This is a genomic window from Micromonospora sp. WMMD1082 (genome assembly GCF_029626175.1).
Taxonomy (GTDB): Bacteria; Actinomycetota; Actinomycetes; order Mycobacteriales; family Micromonosporaceae; genus Micromonospora.
In genome coordinates, this window is the sequence record NZ_JARUBM010000002.1 from 487,712 (window position 1) to 508,729 (window position 21,018).

Genomic DNA, 21,018 nt, shown 5'->3' on the forward strand with positions numbered 1-21,018 from the left:
GGAGACCTCCCAATGACGTTGTCAAGCCGCGGTAGCGGCAGGCGGTACGGGTTGGTAGCACCGTCTGTCACGCAGGAGTGCCCACAGGACGTTGATTCGGCGGCGGGCGAGTGCGAGTACGGCCTGGGTGTGCCGTTTGCCCTCGCCGCGTTTGCGGTCGTAGAAGCGCCGCGACTCGGTGCATCGTTGGATGCTGATCAGCGCGGAGGTGTAGAAGACGCGCTGGAGGCCCCGGTGGTAGCGGCGTGGGCGGTGCAGGTTGCCGCTGACGCGTCCGGAATCGCGGGGCGAGGGAGCCAGGCCGGCGAAGCCGGCCAGCCGGTCCGGGGTGCCGAAGGCGTCGAGGTCGCCGCCGGTGGCGGCCAGGAACTCAGCGCCGAGCAGCGCGCCGATGCCGGGCATGCTGGAGATCACTTCGGCGAGTTCGTGCTCATGAAACCGGCCCTCGATGAGCTTGTCGATCTCGCTGACCTTCTCGTTGAGGGCGATCACCTCCTTGGCGAGGGTGTGAACCATCTGGGCGGTGAGCTTCTCGCCGGGCAGCGTGGTGCGTTGCCGGTCGGCGGCCTCGACAGCGGCGGCGGCGATGGTGCCGGCCGAGCGGACTTTGCGGTTACGCAGCCAGGTCTGCAACCGCGCGACGCCGACACGGCGAAGAGCTGCGGGGGTCTGATAGCCGGTCAGCAGCACCAGCGGGCCGTGGTTGGTCAGGTCGAGGGCACGTTCCAGCGCGGGGAAGATGTTCAGCAACTGCTCGCGCAGTCGGTTGATGGTGCGGGTCCGGTCGGCGACCAGGTCGCTGCGGCGGGCGGTGAGGATCTTCAACTCGACGGCCGCCTCGTCTCCCGGGCGCACCGGGTTGAGGTCACGGCGCATACGTGCCTGGTCGGCGATCACTGCGGCGTCGCGGGCATCGGTCTTGCCGGTTCCGCGGTAACCGGCGGCGGCCCGGTTCACCGCGAGACCAGAGATATAGACCAGCCGCTGCTCATGGTTGATCAGCAAGGCGATCAGCAGAGCCGCGCCGCCGTCGGCCACGTCGACCGCCCACGTGACCTCGTCGCTCAGTGCCAGCACATCGGCCAGCAGCGTCAGCAACTCCGCTTCCTCGTTGGCCACTCGCCGCGACAGCAGCCGGTCGCCGTTCTGGTCGACCACCACACAGTGGTGATGCGCCTTGCCGATATCTACGCCGGCCCACACCTTGGGCACGGTCACCTCCACAAGTTCGTTGGTGAGTCGGTCCGCAGACGACCTCGCCGGCATGGTCCTACACAGCGATCTACTCGCAACTCCCAATCGGCGGCCGAGTCGTCGCGGGGTGCTGGGCGGCCAGGTCTCCTGAGCCATCAACGGCAACCCGATGAAAGCCACACCCAGCACCCCCGGATGAGCCAACCCTACGAACTGGGCGGTCATCACGATCAAGAAGGTAGGACCCCGATGAACACGACCACCGCTGGCAAGCTGACCGAGGGCGCTCGCGCGTACGCGGCCCTGACCAACGCCGGCCCGGAGTTCGCGAAGTCGACCGAAGGCGCCCAGGTCGTGACCGTGACCGCCGCCCCGCTGAAGGTCGGCCGGCGTACGCGGATCGAGACCGACCGGGGAGTGTTCGAGGTCGGCGTGACGACGAAGGTCATCCTCGCCCCGCCCGCCGAGCCGGAGCACGCCGCCGACGCCGACCCGGTCCCGCCCCCGGCCGGCATCGTGACCGCCTCGGTCGACCTCGACGCCGCGGGCCGGCTGACCTCGACGAGCGTGGTCGCGATCGGCGACCGGGCGATCGTGGTCAAGCCGGAGTCCGCCCCGGACGCACCGTCCCGGCTGCGTGCCGCCCTGGCCGAGCTGGGGTACGAGCCGGTCGGCCGCTGGTCGGTCGACGCCGAGGGCCGGGCCGTGTGCCCGGTCCGCCCCGCCCATCCGCAACCCGCCCAGTGAGCCCGGGAGAGATCATGCGCAAGAGCACCGCCGCCGGCCTCGTCGCCGCGCTGACCCTGTCCCTCCTCCCCGCGGCCCTCCCGGCTCCGGCCGAGGCGGCGCCGCAGAAGGTGATCTACGTTCAGAAGCTCGACATGCCGTCGGACTGGCCGGTCAAGAGCGCGCTCCGGTGGCTGGACGTTTACACGGGCAAGAGCACGTTCCGGCTGGTCAAGCGCTGCCCGGCCAAGCGCGACTGCGTGACCGTCCAGACCGGCAAGCTCTCGGGCCGGAACGTCGGGTGGGCGAGTCCGATCCGCGCGAAGACGGGCGCCACGCACCGGACCTCAATCGTCGTCATCGACCCCGCGAAGGCGAAGCGCCTGCGGTACAGCCAGGCCGACCGGAAGTGGCTCCTGGTGCACGAGTTCGGCCACGTGCACGCACTACCCCACCAGCGCAAGCGCATCTCGGTGATGCACCCAGACCTGCCCCGCCCGCCGATGGTGCTGACTCCGGCCGAGCGCCGGCACCTCGCGCGCCGCTGATCAACCCCGTACACGCCCCCTGACCTGGTATTACACGGGCAGGGGGCGTTTACACTTGCGCTAACCGGTTAGCGGAGGTAGGGTCTTACTTAGCCCGGTACCCACCGCCGACCGGCTCGCCGACTTGCCCCCCTCCGGAAGGACTCACATACCATGTCCCGCTCCCCCGCCCCCACCGGCCGCGGCTGGGCCTACCTGGGCGCCGTCCTCGGCGGCGCGCTGAGCATCGCCGCGAACGTCGAGCACTCCTTCATCGGCAACGACAACCCGCCAGTTCTTCAGGTCGTCTTCTCGGTCGCCTGGCCCGTGCTGCTCTTCGTCGGTATCGAAGTGCTGGCCCGGGTCGCCTTCCCGAAGGGCTTCGGCTACGCCCTGCTGCGCTTCGTCGGTGTGGGCGGCGTCGCCCTGGTCGCCGCGATCGTGAGCTACAAGCACATGTCGGGCCTGTTCGAGCACTACGGCGCTGACGCCGTGACCGTCACGTACGGCCCGATCGCGATTGACGGCCTCCTCGCGGTCTGCTCGGCCGCCCTGATCCTGACCGCGCAGAAGCGCGCCCGGACCGAAGAGGCCCCGCCCGCCCCCGCGCAGGCCGACCTTGACGCCGAGTTCAGGGCGTGGGCCGACGAGTTGAGCGCGGCCCCCCCGCAGGCTGTGGCGATTGCTCAGCCTGCCGCAGCACCTGCCCCGACCAAGCACACCCCCGAGCCCGTCGAGGCCGTCAGCAACTCGCACAGCGGGCCGGAGGACGCCGAGCAGGCCGACGCCCCCGCCGACCCGCGCATGGTGACCGCGCTGACCTTCGGCCCCCTGCCGGAGCCGGGCGACGCAGCTCGGTACCCCGAGATCCGCCGCCGGGCCGAAGCGCTCAACGCGGAGGACGCCAGCCGGTCGCAGCAGAACATCGCGGACCTGATCGGCGTTCCGCGCCGGACCCTCCGCGACGCCCTCGCCGCGACCGCCCCGAAGCCGGTCGACCCGCCGAAGCTGCGGGTGCTGACCACACAGCCGAGCTGACGTAACGGCCCGCCCTGGGATGTCCGGGGCGGGCCTTACGCTTATCTGGACCCTGAGGAGATGCCCGTGACCGAAGACCAGTCGATTGCCCGGTATCTTCGCCGGGTCGTCGCCGATCTCGAAGCGTTCGAGGCCGAAACCGAGCGCGTCCGCCGCGAGCACGAAGCTACATACCAGCGTGTACCACCCGGCCCGCACACACTGGACGAGCAACGGACCGAAGTTGCCCGGCGCGCTCGTGAAGCCGGGTACTGACCCTAAACAGGCTCCAATCGATTTCAGGAGGACCGCATGACTACGCAACCCACCGCTAACGCTCTCCGAAGCTGGGCCGCCGGGTCGCACAGCACTCAGGCGCCGCTCGCTGTGCAAGGGACTGACTTGGTCTCTGCCATCGATGAGAACTTCGAGCGGATCGCGCGGGCCGCCGAGGTCGGTACCGCTGCGGGATACCGTCTCGTCTCGGTCACGCTGGCGCCGACCAGCGAGACGACCGCTACCCTCGCGATCCGCTGGCAGGAGGCGACGCCCGCCCACCGCCCGGCGTCCGACCAGATTCACCAAACTGACGTGCGGATCACCCAACTTCGGCGGGTGACCTAGCCGCCGAGCACGTATACCCGCTCGGCCGCGACTGACCCACCGCTGAAGCGCCCCGCCCCGGACCCCCGGGCGCGGGGCGTTTCGCGTTTAAGCGGCGGGCCGCTACCTGGCTTCTGATGTGAGTCTGACGGCATAGCCGACGGTACGGAGTTCTTCCGGATCGACCCGAGCCGGCTCGGCGGCAACCGCTGGGTGTTCGACCACCCCTTCTTCATGATCCTCAACGTGGCGGTCGGCGGCAACTGGCCCGGCTACCCCGACGGCAGCACCCAGTTCCCGCAGCAGATGCTCGTCGACTACGTCCGGGTCTACGGCTACGTTCCGGACGGCAACACCGGCACCACCCGGATCCGGGGTCAGCAGAGCGGCCGGTGCATCGACATCCCCAGCGCGAACCCGGTCGACGGCGCGCCCCTGCAGATCTGGGACTGCAACACGACCGCCGCACAGGCATGGACCTTCGCCGCCGACGGCACCATCCGCGCGATGGGCAAGTGCATGGACCCGGCCTGGGCCGGCACGGCCAACGGCACCGAGGTCAACCTCGTCACCTGCAACGGCAACCCGGCCCAGCGCTTCACCCTCAACGGCGCCGGTGACCTGGTCAACCTCAACGCGAACCGCTGCGTCGACGTACGCGAGAACAACCCGAACAACGGCGGCCGGTTGCAGCTCTGGGACTGCGCCGGCACCCCCAACCAGAAATGGTCCCGCGCCTGATCCCGTCGCCCACCGCACACACTCGGGCTCACCGCCGTCGACGGCGGTGAGCCCGAGCGGCTCTACGCGCGTAAGAGTCGGTGACGGGCGCGGTGGGTAGTAGCCCGTGCGGTCACCGAGGTACGGGAGGCGACGTGGAGAACGCTCGGATTGTTGGCGGGCGGCGGTTGTGGTGGTGGCTCGGCGCCGCGCTGCTGGTCGTCGTGGTGGTGCTGGTCGCCAGTTGGACGTGGGTGACGGTCCGCGGCGACGGCCGGAGCGGGCACGTCGTCTCCGGCGCCGCCGGCGACCTGCGGGAGGCCACCTTCGTGCTGCTCGACGGCGCCGACGTGGTCCGGCTGCGCACCGCCGACCTGGGTGACGACGCCTACCGGATCTCGACACCGCGCGACGCCAGCGTCCGACCCGCGGCCTCCCTCACCGACGGGAGCCTGCTGACCAGCCTGCGCGGCACCGACCGGGACGGCCCGGCGGTGGTGGACGTGGTGCTGGGCGAGTCGGTGCGCTGGCACATCCGGCTCAGCGGCGGCGCCAAGGAACAGCACCTCGACCTGCGCGACGCGCGGATCGGCACCATCGAGTTCACCGCCGGCGCCAACCGGATCGAGCTGACCCTGCCGCCGCCGGAGGGGACGCAGCGCACCGTGCTCAGTGGCGGGGCGAGCCAGGTCGTCGTCCGCCTGGCCGCGAACGCACCCGTGCAGGTACGCGCCGGCGGCGGCGCCGGCTCGGTCACCGTCGACGGTGCCACCCGGTCCGGCGTGGCCGGCGGCACCACCATCACCCCGCCCGAGTGGGACTCCGCGACGGACCGCTACGACATCGACGCGACCGCCGGCGTCTCCACCCTCACCGTCGAGCGCACCGAGGCCAGCGGCTGACCACCGATGGGCGGCGGTTCGGCGGCAGCCGATCAGCGGCCACGAGCCGTCCGTCGCGCGCGGGTTCCCGACGCCGGCAGCGGCGGCTGGGGAGTGCCGGTCGTCAGCGGCGCAACGCCATGCCGGGGTGGCGGAGCACCGCGTCGAGCGTCCGCCCGAACCTCTCCGGCGCCTCCAGCGCGATCATGTGACCGGCGTCCGGCACCTCGTGGTAGCTCGCGGCGGCGTCCAGCGCCCAGCCGGGGACGTGCCACCCGGCACGGGATCGCCGCCCGGCCACCAGGTGCACCGCCGTACGACCGAAGACCTCGCGGAGCATTCGCTGGTACGCGTCACCCGTGGTGAATTCGACGACCGCCCGGGCGGTCGCGTGAAGGGTGCTCGCCGGTTGGAAGGCCAGCGCGCGGCCGGCCCGACGCACCCGGTCCTCGGTGGGCCGGATGCCGCCGTCGCGCAGCCACCGCACCGGGTCGCGGCGGCATCCGCGAAGGAACTCCGCCACCTCGGCCGGCGTCTGCGCGGCGAGTTGGCTCGACCAGAACGCGTCGGCGGGCGCGAAGTTTCCCTCGACGTTGACCACGCTCGCCACCCGGCCCGGATGGCGGTGCGCGAACGCCATGGCGATCACCCCGCCGACCGAGTGGCCCACCAGATGGACCCGGCCGCCGGGCATCGCCCGGTCCACCTCGGCAAGCAGGTGGCCCACCTGGGCGTCGATGGTGATCGCGGCCGGGTCGGCGCCGGACCGGACCCCGTAGCCGATGAGGTCCGGGCTCAGTGACGGCGGCGCATCCGGCGGTGTCGGCCAGCGCTCGATACCGAAGGATCCGATCAGGCCGTGCACGAAGACGACAGGCAGCACGGGCTAGCAGTTTGCCAGAAGCAGCCTCTTATCCAGAGGAACACGCGGTATGTCGCTCGGGGCATCGGAATCCCGCCGGCGGTCGGGTCACTCCCGCTGCCGCCACAGGTGGACCCGCATCGACACGGACAGTGCCCGCAGGCATCCCCGGACGTCGTCGAGGTCGGCCTCGGAGATCGGCTTGCCGAGCGTCGCCGCGGGCAACAGTGTCCGTGCGGTCTCCAGGAGCGAGAGGACGATGTCCGTCTGCTCGGTGCCGGGCCGGTGGCGCAGTTCGTCGATCAGCTCGTCCAGCGTCCGGTGTTCCGGCGCCTCTTCCACGACGACAGGCACGGTCACCTGACGGGCAGGCTCGGTCATGGCGGGTCGGTGTCCTTCCGTACGCGGGGTGGTGGTGGCCAGGTCTGACTGGGTCGCCTCGGTGAACCTTCGTCAACCTCCCCTTACGAGCCGCCGCACCGCGCCGTCGGAGGCGGCACCTGAGCGCCGCGCGGTTCAGGTCGACGACGGTTCGGTGCTCACCTGGTTCTCCTCTCGCCGGGCGGGTGGTGGCGCCACCTCGCGGTCCGGTGCCGCGCCCCCCACGTCGTTCCTGATCCCCGCCCACATGCCGGCCGCCGCGATCACGCCGAGCACCGCGCAGAGCAGCCAGGCCGTGCTGCCCGCGTAGTCCAGGAGGCTGGTGCCGATGATGGGGCCGAGGGCATACCCGGTGGTCTGGCAGGTGTTCAACGCTCCGATGTACCGGCCGCGCAGGTAGGGCGGCGCGGCGAGGGCGGGGTACGCGCTGATCGACGGTGCGCTGATGATCTCGCCCATCGTCCACACGATGGCCCCGACGAAGAGGATCCAGATCCCGGCGTTGATGCCGAACAGGGAGAGGCCGAGCCCGATGAGGAGCGACCCGCCGGCGATCACCGTCCGGATCGGCAGGCGTTGCACGAACCGGGTCAGCGGCAGTTCCAGCAGGATGACCAGCGCTCCGTTGAGCGCGACGATCGTCCCGTACAGCGCCACGGGGAAACCGTCGGACTGAAGCTGGATCGGCAACATAGCCTGGTACTGGACCTCGGCGAGCGCGGTGGCGAACATCGCCCCGAGCACGAGCAGGAAGCGCCGGTCGGCCAGCATCCCGTCCCGCTTCGGCGCCGGGCGATCGCGTTCGGTGGCCGCCGGGCGGGCGGGCCGGGTGTCGGGGAGCACGAACAGGACCACCATGCCGAAGGCCAGGGCCGTCGCGGCGTCGACCAGGAACACCATCGGGTACGAGTAGGTGGCGAGCCAGGCCCCGACCAGTGGCCCGATGGTCGCACCGATGTTGAGCCCCAGCCGGGCCGCGGCCGTGGTCATCACCAGCCGCTCCGGCGGGGTCAGCTCGGCCAGCATCGCCGACGCCGCCGGCCGGTAGCTCTGCATCGCCAGCCCGGCCACGAAGCTCGTCACCAGCAGGACGACGTAGTCCCGCTCGAAGGCGATCACGCCGATCGCCACGCTGGACAGCAGCATCGAGCCGATGATGACCCGCCTCGGACCCCATCGGTCCGTCGCCAGGCCACCGAGGAAGACACCGATGATCGATCCGATGCCGAGCGTGGTGAGCACGACGCCGGCGGCGGCCGGCCGGAAACCCAGCTCGATCAGGTACAGCACGAGGAAGATCGAGATGAAGTGGCCCATCCGGTTGATCGCGATGCCGGCGAGCAGCACGACCACCGGACGGGGCAGCGTCCGCAGGGTCTGCAGGGGGCCGAGGGGGCGCTCGGGAGTCTTGTCGCTCACGCTGTCTCCGCTGGACACTGGCGGCGTCACCGCTGACCGGACGGGAGCGGGTCGTACCGGAAGACGACCTGCCGCTCGGCCTCGTCCAGCACGGCCTGGCAGCGCTCGACGGTGTCCGCCCGCGCGATCAGGTAGCCGTACCGGGCGATGTACCCGTCGGGCGGCATGAGCAGGGTCGAGCCCGGCCCGGTCAGCACGGTCGACTCGTACAGGCCGGAGCCGGGATCCGGCGGCGGCAGTTCGACAGCGGTCGCCACACAGCTGACCGGCGGGCAGAGGAAACGGATGGCCGTCGCCGACTCGCGTCCCGGATCCAGCTTGGGCCGTACGCCGAGCGCGACGTCGGCGGCCACCCGCCCCGAGTCGATGCCGTTGGCCAACTGGCCCACGTACGGGATGAGGTCGCCGCCCAGCCGCCCGTTGATCTCGACGAGCACCGGCCCGGTCGGGGTCAGCTTCACCTCGGTGTGCGTCATCCCGGTCCGCCACCCCACCGCCCGGTGCGCGGCGCCCAGCATGTCGATCAGGTCGTCGTCCGCCAGCAGCGGGTCGGCGGCGTCGATGGTGTGCCCCGTCTCCTCGAAGTACGGCTCACCGCCGATCCGCTTACGGGCCAGCAGGTAGGGCAGGTACTCGCCGTCCAGCACGGCGGCGTCGATGCTGATCTCGGGCCCGTTCAGGTACTCCTCCAGCAGCACCTCCTCGGGGTTGACCATGCCGAGCTGGGTCGCGGAGCGACTCACCCCGAGCGCCCAGCCGACCTCGCCCGCACCGTTCACCTTGACCACCCCCTGGCTCGCCCCGAGCGTGCGGGGCTTGGCGACCAGCGGGAAGCCGATTCCGGCCGCCGCCGTCGCCACGTCGTCGGCGGGGCCGACCACGGCGTACCGGGGTTGGGCCAGCCCTGCCTGGGTGAGCCGGGCCCGGGTGAGCGCCTTGTCCCGCACCGTACGGACCGCGTCCGGGGTCGGGCCGGGCAGGCCGAGGTCGGCCGCGACGTGGGCCGCCGCGGCGATGACCGCCTCGTGATAGCAGTAGACGCCGGAGATCGTGACCCCGTCGCCGACCAGGTCCCGGGCCGCCCGCACGGCGGCTGCCGGGTCGAACACATCCAGCGCCGTGGCCCCGGTGACGTACCGACGCTGCCAGCTGGGCTCCTCCGGGTCGAACAGCCACAGCCTGCTGTGTTCGGCGGCGGCCCGCAGCAGGTACTCGCGGAACTGCTGGTGGCCACTGCCCATGACGAGGAGTACGCCCTCGCTGGCTGACATCGTTTCTCCTTTGCCGTGACAGAGCTGGTGGTTCCGGCGTGGCCCTACTCGACGATCAGACCGGCCGTCCGGAACCCGTCGCGGGTACCCGGTAGGTCGAGCACGCCGACCTGTTCGAACAGGTTGATGGTCTTCGCCGCCGAGTGCCGGATGCCCTTGAGCACGCTTTCCGGGTTGTACGACTCGGCCACGATCTCGCGCGCCCGCGCCTCGCTGAAGCCCGAGGCGGTCAACGCGGCGTAGGCGGGTCGGGTGGCCGGTTGCAGGGACCGCACGACCAGGTGCGGAAGGTACTCGGCCACCAGCTTCCGGGTGGGCGCGTCCAGCTGTCCCCAGAGGTGCCGGAAGAAGTTGGCGAAGAAGGCGTGGTGCCGACCCTCGTCGATGGCGTGGTCACGCACGATCGCCCGGACCACGTCGACCACGCTCTCGTCCTTCGGAATGTCCGACAGGATCGAGGTGATCAGCGTCTCGAAGACCACCACCTGGAGCAGCTGCACCAGCCTGCGGTGCTGGGGCATGTCCTCGCCGACCGCGTCGAGGCCCGTGATGAACGGACCGAAGTCGTACGGCAGGCCCAGGATGCCGGAGCGGGCCTCCAACTGGTGCTGCACGTCGAGGCTGTACAGCGAGTGGTAGCCCTCGTCGACCACGATCCGGTAGGCGTCCATCCTGGACTGCGGGGTGAGCGCGAGGCCGGTGCTGCCGTCCGCGATCTGCTGCGTCGCCCGGCACACCACGGCGACCTCGAAGTGCATGGTGAAGTTGAGCCACTGGTACAGGTGCTGGGCGGTCAGATAGCGCCGCAGCTCGTAGTCGTCCGGCCCGACCAGCGGGTGGTTGAGGTGCGGCACGAGGTGTTCCGGAAAGAATGCCTTGTGGATGTCGTCGTCGACATCGATCAGCCGTCGCGGATCCATCCGGACGCCGGCACGCTCGTACCAGTGCTCGAAGGCCTTGACCTCTGGCATGGGTTGGTGAGGGGTGGACATGGCATCCTTTCGGGCAGGGCCGTGGCGCCGCCGGCGGCGCGGTCGGCCGCCGTACGTCACGGCAACGGCGTCTCCCGTGGGTGGCCGTCGGGCAGCGTCCGGCCTGGCTTGCTGACCAACCGCCCTTCCAGATAGAGGAAGTCGAGTTCGGTGCGGTGAAACGTCCGGAGCGCGTCCTCGGGCGTCTCCACGATCGGCTCACCGTTGTCGTTGTAGGACGTGTTGAGCAGCAGCGGTACGCCGGTCCGCGCCGCGAAGGCACTGATCAGCGCGTGGTACTCGGGGTCCAGGTCCGCGTGCACGGTCTGCACCCGGGCCGTGCCGTCGACGTGGGTGATCGCCGGCACCTCGTCCCGACGCTCCGCCAGTACGTCCGGAACGAGCAGCATGAACGGGCTCTCCCCGACGAAGTCGAACCACTCGGAGACCTGCTCGGCCAGCACCGAGGGCGCGTACGGCCGGAACACCTCCCGGTGCTTGATGGTGGTGTTGAGGTAGTCCCGGGTACGCGGGTGACGCGGGTCGGCCAGGATGCTGCGGTGGCCCAGCGCCCGTGGTCCCATCTCCGACGAGCCCTGGTACCAGCCGACGAAGTGATGCTCGGCCAGCAGCCCGGCGACCTCCTCGACCGTGGTCTCCCGCCATTCGAGCCGGCCCCGGTAGCACTCCAGCGCCCGGTCGACCCGCTCCGGGGAGTAGCGGCGGCCGAGCGCGGCGGTGCGCAGGGTGTGACGCTGCGCGCCCCCGAGCAGTTGGTGCCAGCCGTAGAGGGCGGTGCCGATGGCGTTACCGGAGTCGCCGGCCGGTGCCGGGATGAAGATCTCCTCGAACGGCCCCTCGGACCGGATCCGCTGGTTCGCGACCGAGTTGAGCATGATGCCGCCGGCCAGGCAGAGCTGCCTCTTGCCGGTCAGCTCGTACGTCGTCCGGGCCAGGTGCAGCATCGCCCGTTCCAGTTCGTCCTGGACCTTGAAGGCCACGTCCTTGGCGAACTGGTGCTGCCAGGAACCCGGCGCCTTGGGCTCGTATCCCTCGCCGGCGGCGCTGGAGATCTCCTTCCAGATCTGCTCCAGCGACTCCTGCGAGACGGTGATGTCGAAGCCGTCGAAGGTGAGCCAGTCGCCCCACTCCGGTCGGGGCCGGCCGTACGGCGCCAGCCCCATCGTCTTGCCCGCCTCCGGGTATCCACCGCACTCGAACAGGCCCCAGTCCGGGGTGCCGTAGCGGGTGATGAAGTTCAGCTTCGTGGTGAAGAAGTCGTAGAAGCAGCCCAGGCTCAGGTCCGAGTAGTCGACCGGGTAGGTGGTGCTGGCGACCGGGCGGATCTCGGTGCCGGCACCGACGAACGCGGTGTGCTTCTCGATCAGGCCCTCCCGGCTGCGGCTACCCGCCTGGTCGACGACCAGGATGGCCGCCTCCTCGAACGGCGAGGTGTAGAACGTCGTGGCCGCGTGCGCCAGGTGGTGCGACGGGAGCGGGATCGCGTGGACCCTGCTCTTGTCCTTGATCGGCAGTTCGCGGAGGATCCGCCACACCGCGCCGTCACCCAGTGGACGGTTGCCCACCACCAGATCCACCTCGTCGATGCCGATGCCGGCGTGGTCGAGGCAGTACGCCACCGCCTTCATCGGCAGCGTCTTGGTCAGTCGCTCGAAGTAGCCCTGTACGAGGAAGCCCTCGGAGTGCTTGATCCGGTCCAGGCGCTCCTCCTCGATGGCGACCAGGACCTTGCCGTCCTCGACGAGTGCGGCGGAGCGATCGTGACTCAGGTTGAGGCCGAGAACGTAGCTCATGTCGTTCCTCTTTTGTCTGGATGGGACGGCGCGAATCGACGGGACGGCGCGGCTACCGGCGGCGGTAGAGGACGCCCTCGCTCCAGATGGTGGGCAGTTGGCCCCATCTGATCGCCGAGGTGACGTCGGGAAAGAAGCCGCTTCCGTTGAGGTTGGCGCTGGTGTTGCAGAGCACCGGCACGCCGCTGAGCGCGTAGTAGGCCAGCAGGACGCGCCGGAGCACCGGATCGTCGTCCGGCCCGACGGTCTGTAGCCGGGCCGTACCGTCCAGGTGCAGCACCGCCGGGATGCGGTCCCGCCACGGCGGCCGGACGACGTGGTCGAACAGCATGTGCGGATCCGGGCTGCCCGGCGAGAAGACCTCGGGCGCCTGCTCCGCGAGGCAGATCGGCGCCACCGGGCGGTACGACTCTCGCTTCTTGACCCGGTTGAGCAGCTCCTTCATCTCCGGCCGGACCGGCGCGGCGAGGATGCTGCGATTGCCCAGCGCGCGGGGGCCCAGTTCGGCGCGGCCGTTGAGCACCACCACCGCCGCACCGCTCTCGTGCAGCAGCCGGGCCAACTCCTCCGGGCTGCAGTCGGCGGTGGTCCAGTCCGGCGGCACGGTGGGCGTCGGGCGCAGCTCCGGCCCGAGGCGCGGGTGCCAGGCCAGCGCCCGGACCCGGTCCGCAGTGATCACGCCGAGGGCCGCCGAGCCGATGGCCGAGCCGGAGTCGTTGGGGAAGGGCGGCACCCAGACGTCCGTGAAGATCGACTGGCGGCGCAGCGCGCTGTTCCACTTGATGTTCAGGGCACAGCCACCGGCGAAGCAGAGGTTCCACGGTCCGGCGCCCTTCCAGTCGAGCACCTTCGCCACCAGCCGCTCGATCAGCAGGTCCTCCAGGAACACGTGGACGCTGGCGAGGACGTCCTCGTCCGGCACCCCGGGGGGCAGTTGCTCCGCGACCGCCCGGAAGTAGGCGTTGACGTGCGCCATCGACGGCTCGGACGTACTGCCGAACCCGCCCACCTCGGCCCGGAAGACGACCGCGGCCTCGGCGTCGGACTCGAACCGCTCCGCGAAGACGGCCCGCAGCACCCGGACGACGTCGTCGCGGGCCGTGCCGAGCGCGATGTACGCCATCAGCTTGCCGGCGACCGAGAGGTCGTCGACGGTGGCCGCCTCGTCGGTGCGCCGGAAGGGTCCGAAGTGGTGCGCGGCGGTGGCGTACGTGTGCCCGATGAGCGGGAACAGCGCCCCGCCGTTCGCCACCCCCTCGGCGGGATCGAGCCAGTACAGGCGGGGGAAGAGGCCGCCGTCCCAGATCAACACGAGCGACGGCTCGCCGCGCTCGGCGAACGGGCTCGTGCAGTACGCGCTGGAGATGTGACCGGCGATGTGGACGTGGCTGGTGAACGGCTTGCTCTCACCGGCCAGCGGGAACGTGCCGGTCAGCGCCGGTTGGAAGACGTCCGGCGCCTCCTCGGTCTCCCGGTAGGGGGCGAGGTCGAGTTCGACCGGCACGCCATGGTCCGCCAGGCTGACGTGACCGACCTTGCTGCCGTCCCAGCCGTCGACGACCCAACGGTCGACATCCGACACCTGGTAACCGAACTCGTGCAGCAGCGACACGACGATCGACAGGTCGGGTACCTGGCTGTACCGCGGCGCGTTGTCGATCTTCTCCATCTCGACGCTGAAGACGAGCCGGCCGTCGTCGACCAGTGCGACCGCGCCATCGTGCGTGAGCTTCAGGCCACAGACAATCATGATGCACCCTGGTGCCGGTCGTTCTCCCAACCCTTGGCCAAGGCCGCCTCCAGGTTGTCGAGCACCGCGTACGAATCCCGGACCAGCGTCTGGGCGTCCCTCGTACGCAGGAAGAAGATGCCGCCGTAGCCGAGCGCGCCGCTGGTCACGTCGTACCGGGGCAGCGGTGTCCCGGGCGGGATGCTCAGGCCGGGGACCGCCTCGATGCGGCTGCCCGGGCTCAGGATGGTCGACCAGTCGACCTTCGACTCGTCCCAGGCGAGGTCCCGCGACCACGGCCGGCCCGCCGCGTCGGTGGCGATCAGCGACAGGGATCCGGCGGCGGCCCGCGCGTCGCGGTCGGTGAGCATCCGCGGCGGGAACGTCACGTCGTGACCGAGCAGGGCGTCGACGAGCATTCCGATCGGCTCGTACCCGAAGACATGCTCAAGCTCGGCGGCCACCATCACGCCGCCGAGCCGCGCCGCCGACTCGATCACGGACACCTCGCCGTCGTCCATCAGCTTGAGCTCGGTGTGCGTGCCGCAGGTGCCCAGTTCCAGGGCGTCCACCGCCGCCCGGGACACCTCCTCGATCCGGCGCTGGAGCCGCTCCGGCAGCTCGCACGGGGCCAGGTTGCTCAGCTCGGTGAAGGGCGGGATGGTCGGGATGCGTGAGGTGATGCAGAGCGGGTGGTACACGCCGTCGGCGACGATTCCCTCGACGCTCAGGTAGTCGCCGTACCCGCTGCCCTCGGGCCACCAGGTACGGGTGGAGCCGGGGATGATTTCCTCGGCAAGGAAGTCGCGTTCGGCACCCACCTGTTGCAGTTCCATGAAACCCGTCGACAGGGCATGTGCCACCGCCGCCGAGGTCTCCGCCCAGGCCGGGGCCAGGTCGTCCGGCGTGCTGACCACCTGCTGTCCCACCGAGCCGGCGCCCCAGGCCGACTTGAGCAGCAGTGGCGGGTTCAGCTCCTCGAACGCGGTCCGCAGATCGGCCTCGGACGAGACCCGCCGGAACCGTGGGCTGGGCACGCCGGCCTTCTCCCAGACCGCCCGCATCAGCCGCTTGTCGCGCGAATTCGCCGCGTTCGGGCCGACGCCGCGCAGACCCAGCTCCTCGGCGGCCTCGGCGACCGCCATCACGGCGAACTCGGAGAGCGTGAAGACCGCGTCGGCGCCGACCGTCCGGGCAGCCTCGACAATGAGGGTGACGAGTTCCCGGCCCGACCGGCGCTCGTCCCACGCGGGTATGATCTGGGCGCAGTGACCCTGCCACAGCGGCGCGGTCCGCTGCGGCATCTGCTGCAACGCCAGAACGTGCACCTGGGCCCGCTGGGCGAGTCGCGGAATCGCGAACTCCAAGGGTGCGCCACCGCGGCAGTAGACAAGCAGGAGGGACTTGGCCATATCTTCTCCTCACTCTTGGCGGCCACCTGGGCCAGGGCGCGCGTCAGCGACGGCACGACGTGACCGATCCACGGCGCCAGCACAATTAACACGAATGAAACTTGCCGGCATCCCGGCGCGGTAGAATAATTCTTATTAACCTCGGCCAGAATGCTGTTGGCCCGGCGCGCTACGAAACCACTCGCGCTACGTCCAGTTCACCGAATAGCCGCCCGCACCGGGCATACCGGCTACATCGGCGCAGGTCAGCGCGATTCGCCGCTGCGTTGATCGACCGAGCAATGGCCGTGACGACGCTCTCCCCAAAAGCCGCTATCCCTTCCCCCGTCTGGCATGCCACCCCACGAAAACCTCTCAACCCAATCGCAGGTGCCCCTACACCGGGTGCCGCATCACGGTCCTTCGGACCGTTAGGGCAGGTTGAAAGGTTTAGCAGAGGCGACGGTGACCCAGCGCGAACAAGGTATCACGCCACTAGATGCCGAGCAATGGACACAATACGCACACAATGCGACATGCCTTGGCATACGGTTTAAGGATCTTGTGGACCGGAATTCGTCGGGATTCCCAATACGGCAACCACCATTGGTGGGCCGAGCCGGACTTGGTCCGGGACCTCTACAAGATTGGCTTCTGCCCCTTTTAGGGGATTCCGAGTAGCCCGCCGATCCGAGCGGATCGGGATAAGGAGGTCACCGCCTGTCAAGCGGAATCGTCTGCGCCGCCGGACCGGGTCGCCGCCGGTCGCCGGCGTCCGGATACGGTACGTCGGGCCGGTGCGGGGGCGGGCCGTCGCGGCGGCCCGGCGGCGGGCGCGCGGTCGGCGACCGGGTCACGGGAGGAGTCGCGGTGCGGCTGCACGTCGGGTGTGCCATGTGGACGCACAGGTCGTGGCAGGGGCGGCTGCTGGCCCATCCCCTGCCGGCGCACGAGCGGCTACGGCACTACGCCGGCTGGTGCAACGCGGTCGAGGGCAACACCACCTTCTACGCCATCCCGGCCCGGGAGACCGTCGCCTCCTGGGCGCAGCAGACCGATCCCGAATTCCGCCTCGTGGTCAAACTGCCCAAGGTCGTCACCCACGAACGCCGCCTCACCGACGTCGAGGCGCCGATGCGCGCCTTCCTCGACGCGATCGAGCCGCTCGGCCCCCGGGCCCATGCCCTCTGGATCCAGCTGCCCGGCTCGTTCGCCCCGGACGACGTACCGACGCTCGCCCGCTTCCTGCGCCGCCTGCCCGAGGCCCACCGGCCCGCCGTCGAGGTACGCCATCCCGCCTTCTTCACCGACGCCCGCGAGGCCCGGCTCCTGGCGGCGGCGCTCGCCGAGGCGGACGTCGAGTGGATCCCGTTCGACACCACCGCGTTCTTCACCGGCCCGCCCACCAGCGACGCCGAGCGGGACGCCTGGGCCAAGAAGCCCAGGATGCCGTTGCGTACGGTCGCGCTGACCGACCGGCCGATCGTCCGGTACCTCGGCCGCGACGACCCGGCGCGCACCGTCGAGGGCTGGCAGCGCTGGGTCGACATCGTTGCCGGGTGGCTGCACGAGGGCCGCTCGCCGACCGTGTTCGTCCACACCCCGGACAACGCCGACGCGCCGACGCTCGCCCGCCGCTTCCACGACGAGGTACGCGCCCGGGTGCCCGGACTGGCACCGCTGCCCGAGCCGATCCCGGTCGAGCCCACCACCCTCTTCTGACCGGCGCACGACCTTCCACCGCCCGTGCGGGCTCGCGCTACGGGCACCGATCAGGTGGGGTCACCTCTCCGATCCCCCGTACCGTCGGGTCCGTCAGCGGCACCGCCGTCCTCCACCGTGCCGGCACCGACTCCGGCGGCGGGTCGCGTCTCGCTGGCGGCGAGTACCGCCTGCACCGTCTCCCTGACGATGGTGGCGATCTGGGTGGCCTGCTGGTCCGCCTCGGCCAGCTGCCGCTGCCGCCGCCGGACGCGCCGCACCACCAACAGCACGGTGAGGGCCAGCATCAGCAGCACCACCAGCTGGAACCACGGGATGGACCACGTGGCGGCCGAGCCGGTCGCCACCGGGGTATCCGGGGCGAACACGTCCCCGTCCCGGGTCGGAACCGGGCGCAGCTCGACGCTGCCGGCCGTACGGAACGAGGGCCATACGTCCGTGATCTCGACCGAGAAGGTCAGCGAATTCGACGGCAGCAGTTCCGGCATCGGATCCAGGACGGCCTCGCGTCCCGGGAAACCGAGCCGTCCGGGCACGATGACGAGCTGTTCGGCAGCGAGGCGGACGTTGCCGGTGTTGGTCACGGTGTAGGTGACTCGGGCCTTACCGGGCCGCAGCGGGTTGTTCGTACCCGCGTAGCTGATCCTGATGTCCGAGATCTGCAGCTCCGGTCGCAGCTCGCCGCCGACCCGGACGTACATCCGGCTCCCGAGGCGGCTGTCCAGGACGACGGCCCGGCCCTCCCGGTCGAAGCCCGGCGAGCGGTACGAGGTGACGATGCCGCCGGTGTGATCGCCGTTCTCCACGCCGGCCGGCACGACCATGGTGAACGGGACGTCGACGAACTTCTTCGGTGGCACCTTGATGACGTTGGTGTCGAGCACGATCCACTTGCCCACGTCGGTGGGTTCCGCACCGGCGGGCAGCAGGTCGAGTGCGCCGCTGGAGGTGGTCCGCGCGTCGCTCGCGTACACCGCCAGCGTCAGCGGCTCCGCGCCGAAGTTGCGTACCCGGATGCTGTCCTCGATCCGCTGGCCGGGAACCAGGTCGTAGGAGAAGTTCGGTCGCTGCGGATCGTCGTCGGTCGGGGTGGGCCGCACCGACCAGGTCAGGGTCGGCTCGTCGGCCCTGACCTGGATCGGCGCGGCGGCCACCGGTCCGGCAGACGCGAGCGGGCCGGCCACGGCGAGCGCCAGGGCGAGCAGCGTTCGCCCCGTACGCCGGCCGAGGCCGTTCACCGTCCACCGCCGGCTGCGCCATCGGGGTGCCGCGGGCGCGGCGGCGGACGCGCGCATCCGGAGGACCGGACCGGCGACGGGCCGACCGGTCGGCGGGGTGAAGGGTGACATACTCGGATCTGTCCTGTCATGACTGGTGAGCAGTTGGTGAGGGGCGGGCAGCCGGGATCCGGGCCATCGGATCCCGGCTGCGTCCATGCGCTACGAGAGCGCGGTGATGGTGAGGATGGTGGTGTAGCTGCCGGGCGCGGTGTCGACCGGCAGACGCAGGTCGAGATCGGCACCGATGCTGGCCGTACCGCTGGCGTGCCCGTTGGGTGCCGTGGCCAGGGCCGACGACTCGGACAGCCCGGCTCCGCCGGTGATGCTGGAGGTAACGGCGTCACCGGCCACCGCACCGGCACCCGCCGTCAGGACGCGCGGGTTCCAGCCGAGGTAGCCGCCGGAGAGGCCACCGGTGAAGTCGGACACCTGTCCGGAGATCGACCACTCGGGGCCGCCCGCGCGGGTGTCGGTGACCGAGATCGGGTCGATGGCGCCGGTGGCCTGGAGGTGGGTGCCCTGGTCGGTGGTCTCGCCCAGGTTCACCGCCTGGTCGCCGTCGATGCTCCACAGGAACTCGCCCGGCTCGGCGGTCTCCGGCACGGTGACGCTGATGGACTGCTGGCCCTCGCTCGGCACCGGGTCGCCCCCGCCGCTCCCACCCTGGTAGCTGATGGTCAGCGCGCTCGGCGCCTTGTACGGGTCAGCGGCGCCGCCGCTGCTGTACCAGTACGAGGTCAGCCCGGTCTCGTAGTGGAAGTCGACCCAGCTGCTCGGCCAGGAACCCCAGCCCGCACCGGTGCGGTTCTGCGGCGTGCCACCGGAGCCGGCCGGCGGCTCGTACTCGACCCCCGCGTAGTCCGGCGTGACGGTGAAGCCGGTGTCGCTGCCCGCGTCCACATCGGACAGATCGGCGACCACCACCCCGTCCACCGGGTCCAGCGGGACCTTGACGTTCGGATTCTCGATGGAGGAGCCGTAGCCGAACAGCGTGGCCACCACCCGGCCGCGGCCGTCGGCGCCGACCGTGACCACCGGGTTCTCGATGGTGAACGGCACCAGCCCGCCGTAGAAGTTGACCGACAGCCGGCCGGTGAAGTTCAGCTCCACCTCGCCGCTGGCCGGATCCACCGTGCCGGTACCGCCGCTCCAGACCACCTCCTGGTTGACCGCCTTGCTGGGCGCGCCGGTGCACTTGTTCGCCCAGGTCGGTGCCGCGCCGTCCTTCAGGACGGTCACGTCGCCGGCACTGGTCTGGTAGCTGGCCTGGGTACCGTCGGACGCACCGGCGGACAGGTAGTTGCAACCGCCGAAGGGTGGCGCGGACTGCATCTCGGTGCTCAGCCCCCAGGTCAGGGTGGCGCCGTCGATCGCCTGCGGAGCCGCCGACGCGGGCGCGGCGCCTACGGTGACGGTGCCGACGACGACCGTGCCGGCCACGGCGAGCGCCGCGAGTCGCCGGCCGACGCCCGGTGGCCGCACCGGGTGTTCGAGGGTTGTCATGGACGGGTACCTCCTCATTGTGCTGGTGATACGGGGGAATTGGGGTCGCTGGGGCGGGGCGAGCGCCGGCGGCGCCGGCGCCAGAGCCCGCCGCCGACCAGGAAGACCACGACGAGTCCCGCGGCGATGGCGAGGGCCGATCCGCTCACCCCGCCGGTGCTGCGGACCGACCGGGTGGTCACGGCCAGGCGGTCCGACTCGTCGTCGCCATCCGGGGCCGCGGCGATATCGCCGGAATCCTCCGGGCCTGCCTGACCGTCCACGGCAGCCGTACCGTCCGACGGGGCCGCCGCTGACCGGGAACCGCCGCCGGCGGTCGGTGCGGGAGCGCTACTCGTCGGTGGTGGGGCATTGCGCCCGGTCGGCGACGGGGCGGCAGGCGCCGCGCCGGCCCGGAACGTGACCGGAGCGAACTTCTCGTTGGTGGCACTGGAGACGCCGTGCGCGCCGATGGTGAACACACCGCACCGGACCTTCCGGCAGTCATAGGTGTGTGTCTTGCCGTCGGGGGTGGTGGTCGTGAAGGTGGAACCGAAGATCCGCATGGTGGTGGTCCAGTTGCCGTTGTCGTCCATGTGGAAGTCGGTCGCCTCACCGGAGGCACCACCGGCGGTGAACGAGACCAGCCGCATGACGCCGCTGCCGTCGTCGCGGGTCGCGCCGTCGCCCGCGTTGCCCGGATAGGCGTACGTGACGCCGACGGTGCCGTTGTTGTTCGTGGAGTTACGGATGCTGGGCCCGAACCGGGCGGGGTCGGCGACCCAGCCGAAGAAGACGTACACACCGCCGAACACGTCGACGCCCGGCGCGTGCGGTGGCACGAGGTAGTTCCGGCCGGTGATGGTGACGGTGGTGACCCGGTCGGCCGAGAGCGTGCCGGGCGACACGGTCAGCGAAGGCGCGGCGGCGCGCCCCTGCGCGGCGTGGGCGCCGGCAACCGGAGTTACCGTCAGCGCCAGAGTGACCGCGAGGACGGACACGGCGCGGGCAGCGACGTACGTCATGGC

Annotated in this window: 20 protein-coding genes; 8 read left to right on the forward strand and 12 right to left on the reverse strand. The window is 70.7% G+C overall.

All coding sequences use genetic code 11. The annotated features are described in order from the left end of the window. Positions 1 to 21 precede the first annotated feature (21 nt). Positions 22 to 1,218, reverse strand: a complete 1,197-nt coding sequence (locus O7615_RS02435; protein ID WP_278175529.1) for an IS110 family transposase — start codon at positions 1,216 to 1,218, stop codon at positions 22 to 24. 225 nt (positions 1,219 to 1,443) lie between these two features. On the opposite strand from O7615_RS02435, the gene O7615_RS02440 reads away from it, so the two are divergent. From O7615_RS02440 to O7615_RS02470, 7 genes are all read left to right on the forward strand, one after another. After that, a complete protein-coding gene (locus O7615_RS02440) occupies positions 1,444 to 1,941 on the forward strand; it encodes a hypothetical protein (RefSeq protein WP_278175530.1) in 498 nt (165 codons plus the stop codon). 14 nt (positions 1,942 to 1,955) lie between these two features. Then, a complete protein-coding gene (locus O7615_RS02445; RefSeq protein ID WP_278175531.1) occupies positions 1,956 to 2,468 on the forward strand; it encodes a hypothetical protein in 513 nt (170 codons plus the stop codon). A 153-nt stretch (positions 2,469 to 2,621) separates the two neighbouring features. Next, the gene (locus tag O7615_RS02450) at positions 2,622 to 3,485 is read left to right on the forward strand and encodes a helix-turn-helix domain-containing protein (protein ID WP_278175532.1); all 864 of its coding nucleotides are present in this window, start codon (positions 2,622 to 2,624) and stop codon (positions 3,483 to 3,485) included. 66 nt (positions 3,486 to 3,551) lie between these two features. Beyond that, positions 3,552 to 3,740 carry a hypothetical protein gene (locus O7615_RS02455; RefSeq protein WP_278175533.1) on the forward strand — a complete coding sequence of 63 codons (189 nt, stop codon included), beginning with the start codon at positions 3,552 to 3,554 and terminating at the stop codon, positions 3,738 to 3,740. Between the two features lie 126 nt (positions 3,741 to 3,866). Beyond that, on the forward strand, positions 3,867 to 4,088 hold the full coding sequence (locus O7615_RS02460; RefSeq protein ID WP_278175534.1) for a hypothetical protein: 222 nt from the start codon (positions 3,867 to 3,869) through the stop codon (positions 4,086 to 4,088). A 192-nt stretch (positions 4,089 to 4,280) separates the two neighbouring features. Then, on the forward strand, positions 4,281 to 4,808 hold the full coding sequence (locus O7615_RS02465; RefSeq protein ID WP_278175535.1) for a ricin-type beta-trefoil lectin domain protein: 528 nt from the start codon (positions 4,281 to 4,283) through the stop codon (positions 4,806 to 4,808). A gap of 134 nt (positions 4,809 to 4,942) precedes the next feature. Beyond that, complete coding sequence (locus tag O7615_RS02470; protein WP_278175536.1) at positions 4,943 to 5,689, forward strand: hypothetical protein; 747 nt, start codon at positions 4,943 to 4,945, stop codon at positions 5,687 to 5,689. A 103-nt stretch (positions 5,690 to 5,792) separates the two neighbouring features. Here O7615_RS02470 and O7615_RS02475 read toward each other — a convergent pair whose 3' ends face one another. From O7615_RS02475 to O7615_RS02510, 8 genes are all read right to left on the reverse strand, one after another. Beyond that, entirely contained in the window at positions 5,793 to 6,551 is a 759-nt protein-coding gene (locus tag O7615_RS02475) for an alpha/beta hydrolase (RefSeq protein WP_278175537.1), read from the reverse strand. Between the two features lie 87 nt (positions 6,552 to 6,638). Continuing rightward, a complete protein-coding gene (locus O7615_RS02480) occupies positions 6,639 to 6,911 on the reverse strand; it encodes a hypothetical protein (RefSeq protein WP_278175539.1) in 273 nt (90 codons plus the stop codon). A gap of 135 nt (positions 6,912 to 7,046) precedes the next feature. Beyond that, positions 7,047 to 8,330, reverse strand: a complete 1,284-nt coding sequence (locus O7615_RS02485; RefSeq protein WP_278175541.1) for an MFS transporter — start codon at positions 8,328 to 8,330, stop codon at positions 7,047 to 7,049. 26 nt (positions 8,331 to 8,356) lie between these two features. Then, entirely contained in the window at positions 8,357 to 9,601 is a 1,245-nt protein-coding gene (locus O7615_RS02490) for an ATP-grasp domain-containing protein (RefSeq protein WP_278175543.1), read from the reverse strand. Positions 9,602 to 9,645: 44 nt separating this feature from the next. Then, the gene (locus tag O7615_RS02495) at positions 9,646 to 10,572 is read right to left on the reverse strand and encodes a diiron oxygenase (protein WP_278175544.1); all 927 of its coding nucleotides are present in this window, start codon (positions 10,570 to 10,572) and stop codon (positions 9,646 to 9,648) included. A gap of 77 nt (positions 10,573 to 10,649) precedes the next feature. Further along, entirely contained in the window at positions 10,650 to 12,386 is a 1,737-nt protein-coding gene (locus O7615_RS02500; RefSeq protein ID WP_278175545.1) for a carbamoyltransferase C-terminal domain-containing protein, read from the reverse strand. 52 nt (positions 12,387 to 12,438) lie between these two features. Further along, entirely contained in the window at positions 12,439 to 14,136 is a 1,698-nt protein-coding gene (locus O7615_RS02505; RefSeq protein ID WP_278175546.1) for a carbamoyltransferase N-terminal domain-containing protein, read from the reverse strand. Then, positions 14,133 to 15,527, reverse strand: coding sequence for an ATP-grasp domain-containing protein (locus O7615_RS02510; RefSeq protein ID WP_278175547.1), 1,395 nt, complete (start codon positions 15,525 to 15,527; stop codon positions 14,133 to 14,135). Before O7615_RS02510 ends, O7615_RS02505 begins: the two co-directional genes overlap by 4 nt. 873 nt (positions 15,528 to 16,400) lie before the next feature. On the opposite strand from O7615_RS02510, the gene O7615_RS02515 reads away from it, so the two are divergent. Beyond that, positions 16,401 to 17,228 carry a DUF72 domain-containing protein gene (locus O7615_RS02515; protein WP_278181953.1) on the forward strand — a complete coding sequence of 276 codons (828 nt, stop codon included), beginning with the start codon at positions 16,401 to 16,403 and terminating at the stop codon, positions 17,226 to 17,228. A gap of 50 nt (positions 17,229 to 17,278) precedes the next feature. Here O7615_RS02515 and O7615_RS02520 read toward each other — a convergent pair whose 3' ends face one another. The 3 genes from O7615_RS02520 to O7615_RS02530 form a co-directional block, all read right to left on the reverse strand. Then, entirely contained in the window at positions 17,279 to 18,523 is a 1,245-nt protein-coding gene (locus O7615_RS02520; RefSeq protein WP_278175548.1) for a DUF916 domain-containing protein, read from the reverse strand. A gap of 144 nt (positions 18,524 to 18,667) precedes the next feature. Continuing rightward, complete coding sequence (locus tag O7615_RS02525) at positions 18,668 to 20,011, reverse strand: hypothetical protein (protein ID WP_278175549.1); 1,344 nt, start codon at positions 20,009 to 20,011, stop codon at positions 18,668 to 18,670. A gap of 14 nt (positions 20,012 to 20,025) precedes the next feature. Beyond that, complete coding sequence (locus O7615_RS02530; RefSeq protein WP_278175550.1) at positions 20,026 to 21,015, reverse strand: LPXTG cell wall anchor domain-containing protein; 990 nt, start codon at positions 21,013 to 21,015, stop codon at positions 20,026 to 20,028. Between the last annotated feature and the right edge of the window lie 3 nt (positions 21,016 to 21,018).

Excerpts from the sequence above, each read along its gene's own strand:
- O7615_RS02440 (WP_278175530.1), top strand. The coding sequence starts at position 1,444 with ATGAACACGACCACCGCTGGCAAGCTGACCGAGGGCGCTCGCGCGTAC.
- O7615_RS02445 (WP_278175531.1), top strand. The coding sequence starts at position 1,956 with ATGCGCAAGAGCACCGCCGCCGGCCTCGTCGCCGCGCTGACCCTGTCC.
- O7615_RS02450 (WP_278175532.1), top strand. The coding sequence starts at position 2,622 with ATGTCCCGCTCCCCCGCCCCCACCGGCCGCGGCTGGGCCTACCTGGGC.
- O7615_RS02480 (WP_278175539.1), bottom strand. The coding sequence starts at position 6,911 with ATGACCGAGCCTGCCCGTCAGGTGACCGTGCCTGTCGTCGTGGAAGAG.
- O7615_RS02490 (WP_278175543.1), bottom strand. The coding sequence starts at position 9,601 with ATGTCAGCCAGCGAGGGCGTACTCCTCGTCATGGGCAGTGGCCACCAG.
- O7615_RS02495 (WP_278175544.1), bottom strand. The coding sequence starts at position 10,572 with ATGCCAGAGGTCAAGGCCTTCGAGCACTGGTACGAGCGTGCCGGCGTC.
- O7615_RS02500 (WP_278175545.1), bottom strand. The coding sequence starts at position 12,386 with ATGAGCTACGTTCTCGGCCTCAACCTGAGTCACGATCGCTCCGCCGCA.
- O7615_RS02505 (WP_278175546.1), bottom strand. The coding sequence starts at position 14,136 with ATGATTGTCTGTGGCCTGAAGCTCACGCACGATGGCGCGGTCGCACTG.
- O7615_RS02510 (WP_278175547.1), bottom strand. The coding sequence starts at position 15,527 with ATGGCCAAGTCCCTCCTGCTTGTCTACTGCCGCGGTGGCGCACCCTTG.
- O7615_RS02515 (WP_278181953.1), top strand. The coding sequence starts at position 16,401 with ATGTGGACGCACAGGTCGTGGCAGGGGCGGCTGCTGGCCCATCCCCTG.
- O7615_RS02520 (WP_278175548.1), bottom strand. The coding sequence starts at position 18,523 with ATGCGCGCGTCCGCCGCCGCGCCCGCGGCACCCCGATGGCGCAGCCGG.
- O7615_RS02525 (WP_278175549.1), bottom strand. The coding sequence starts at position 20,011 with ATGACAACCCTCGAACACCCGGTGCGGCCACCGGGCGTCGGCCGGCGA.
- O7615_RS02530 (WP_278175550.1), bottom strand. The coding sequence starts at position 21,015 with ATGACGTACGTCGCTGCCCGCGCCGTGTCCGTCCTCGCGGTCACTCTG.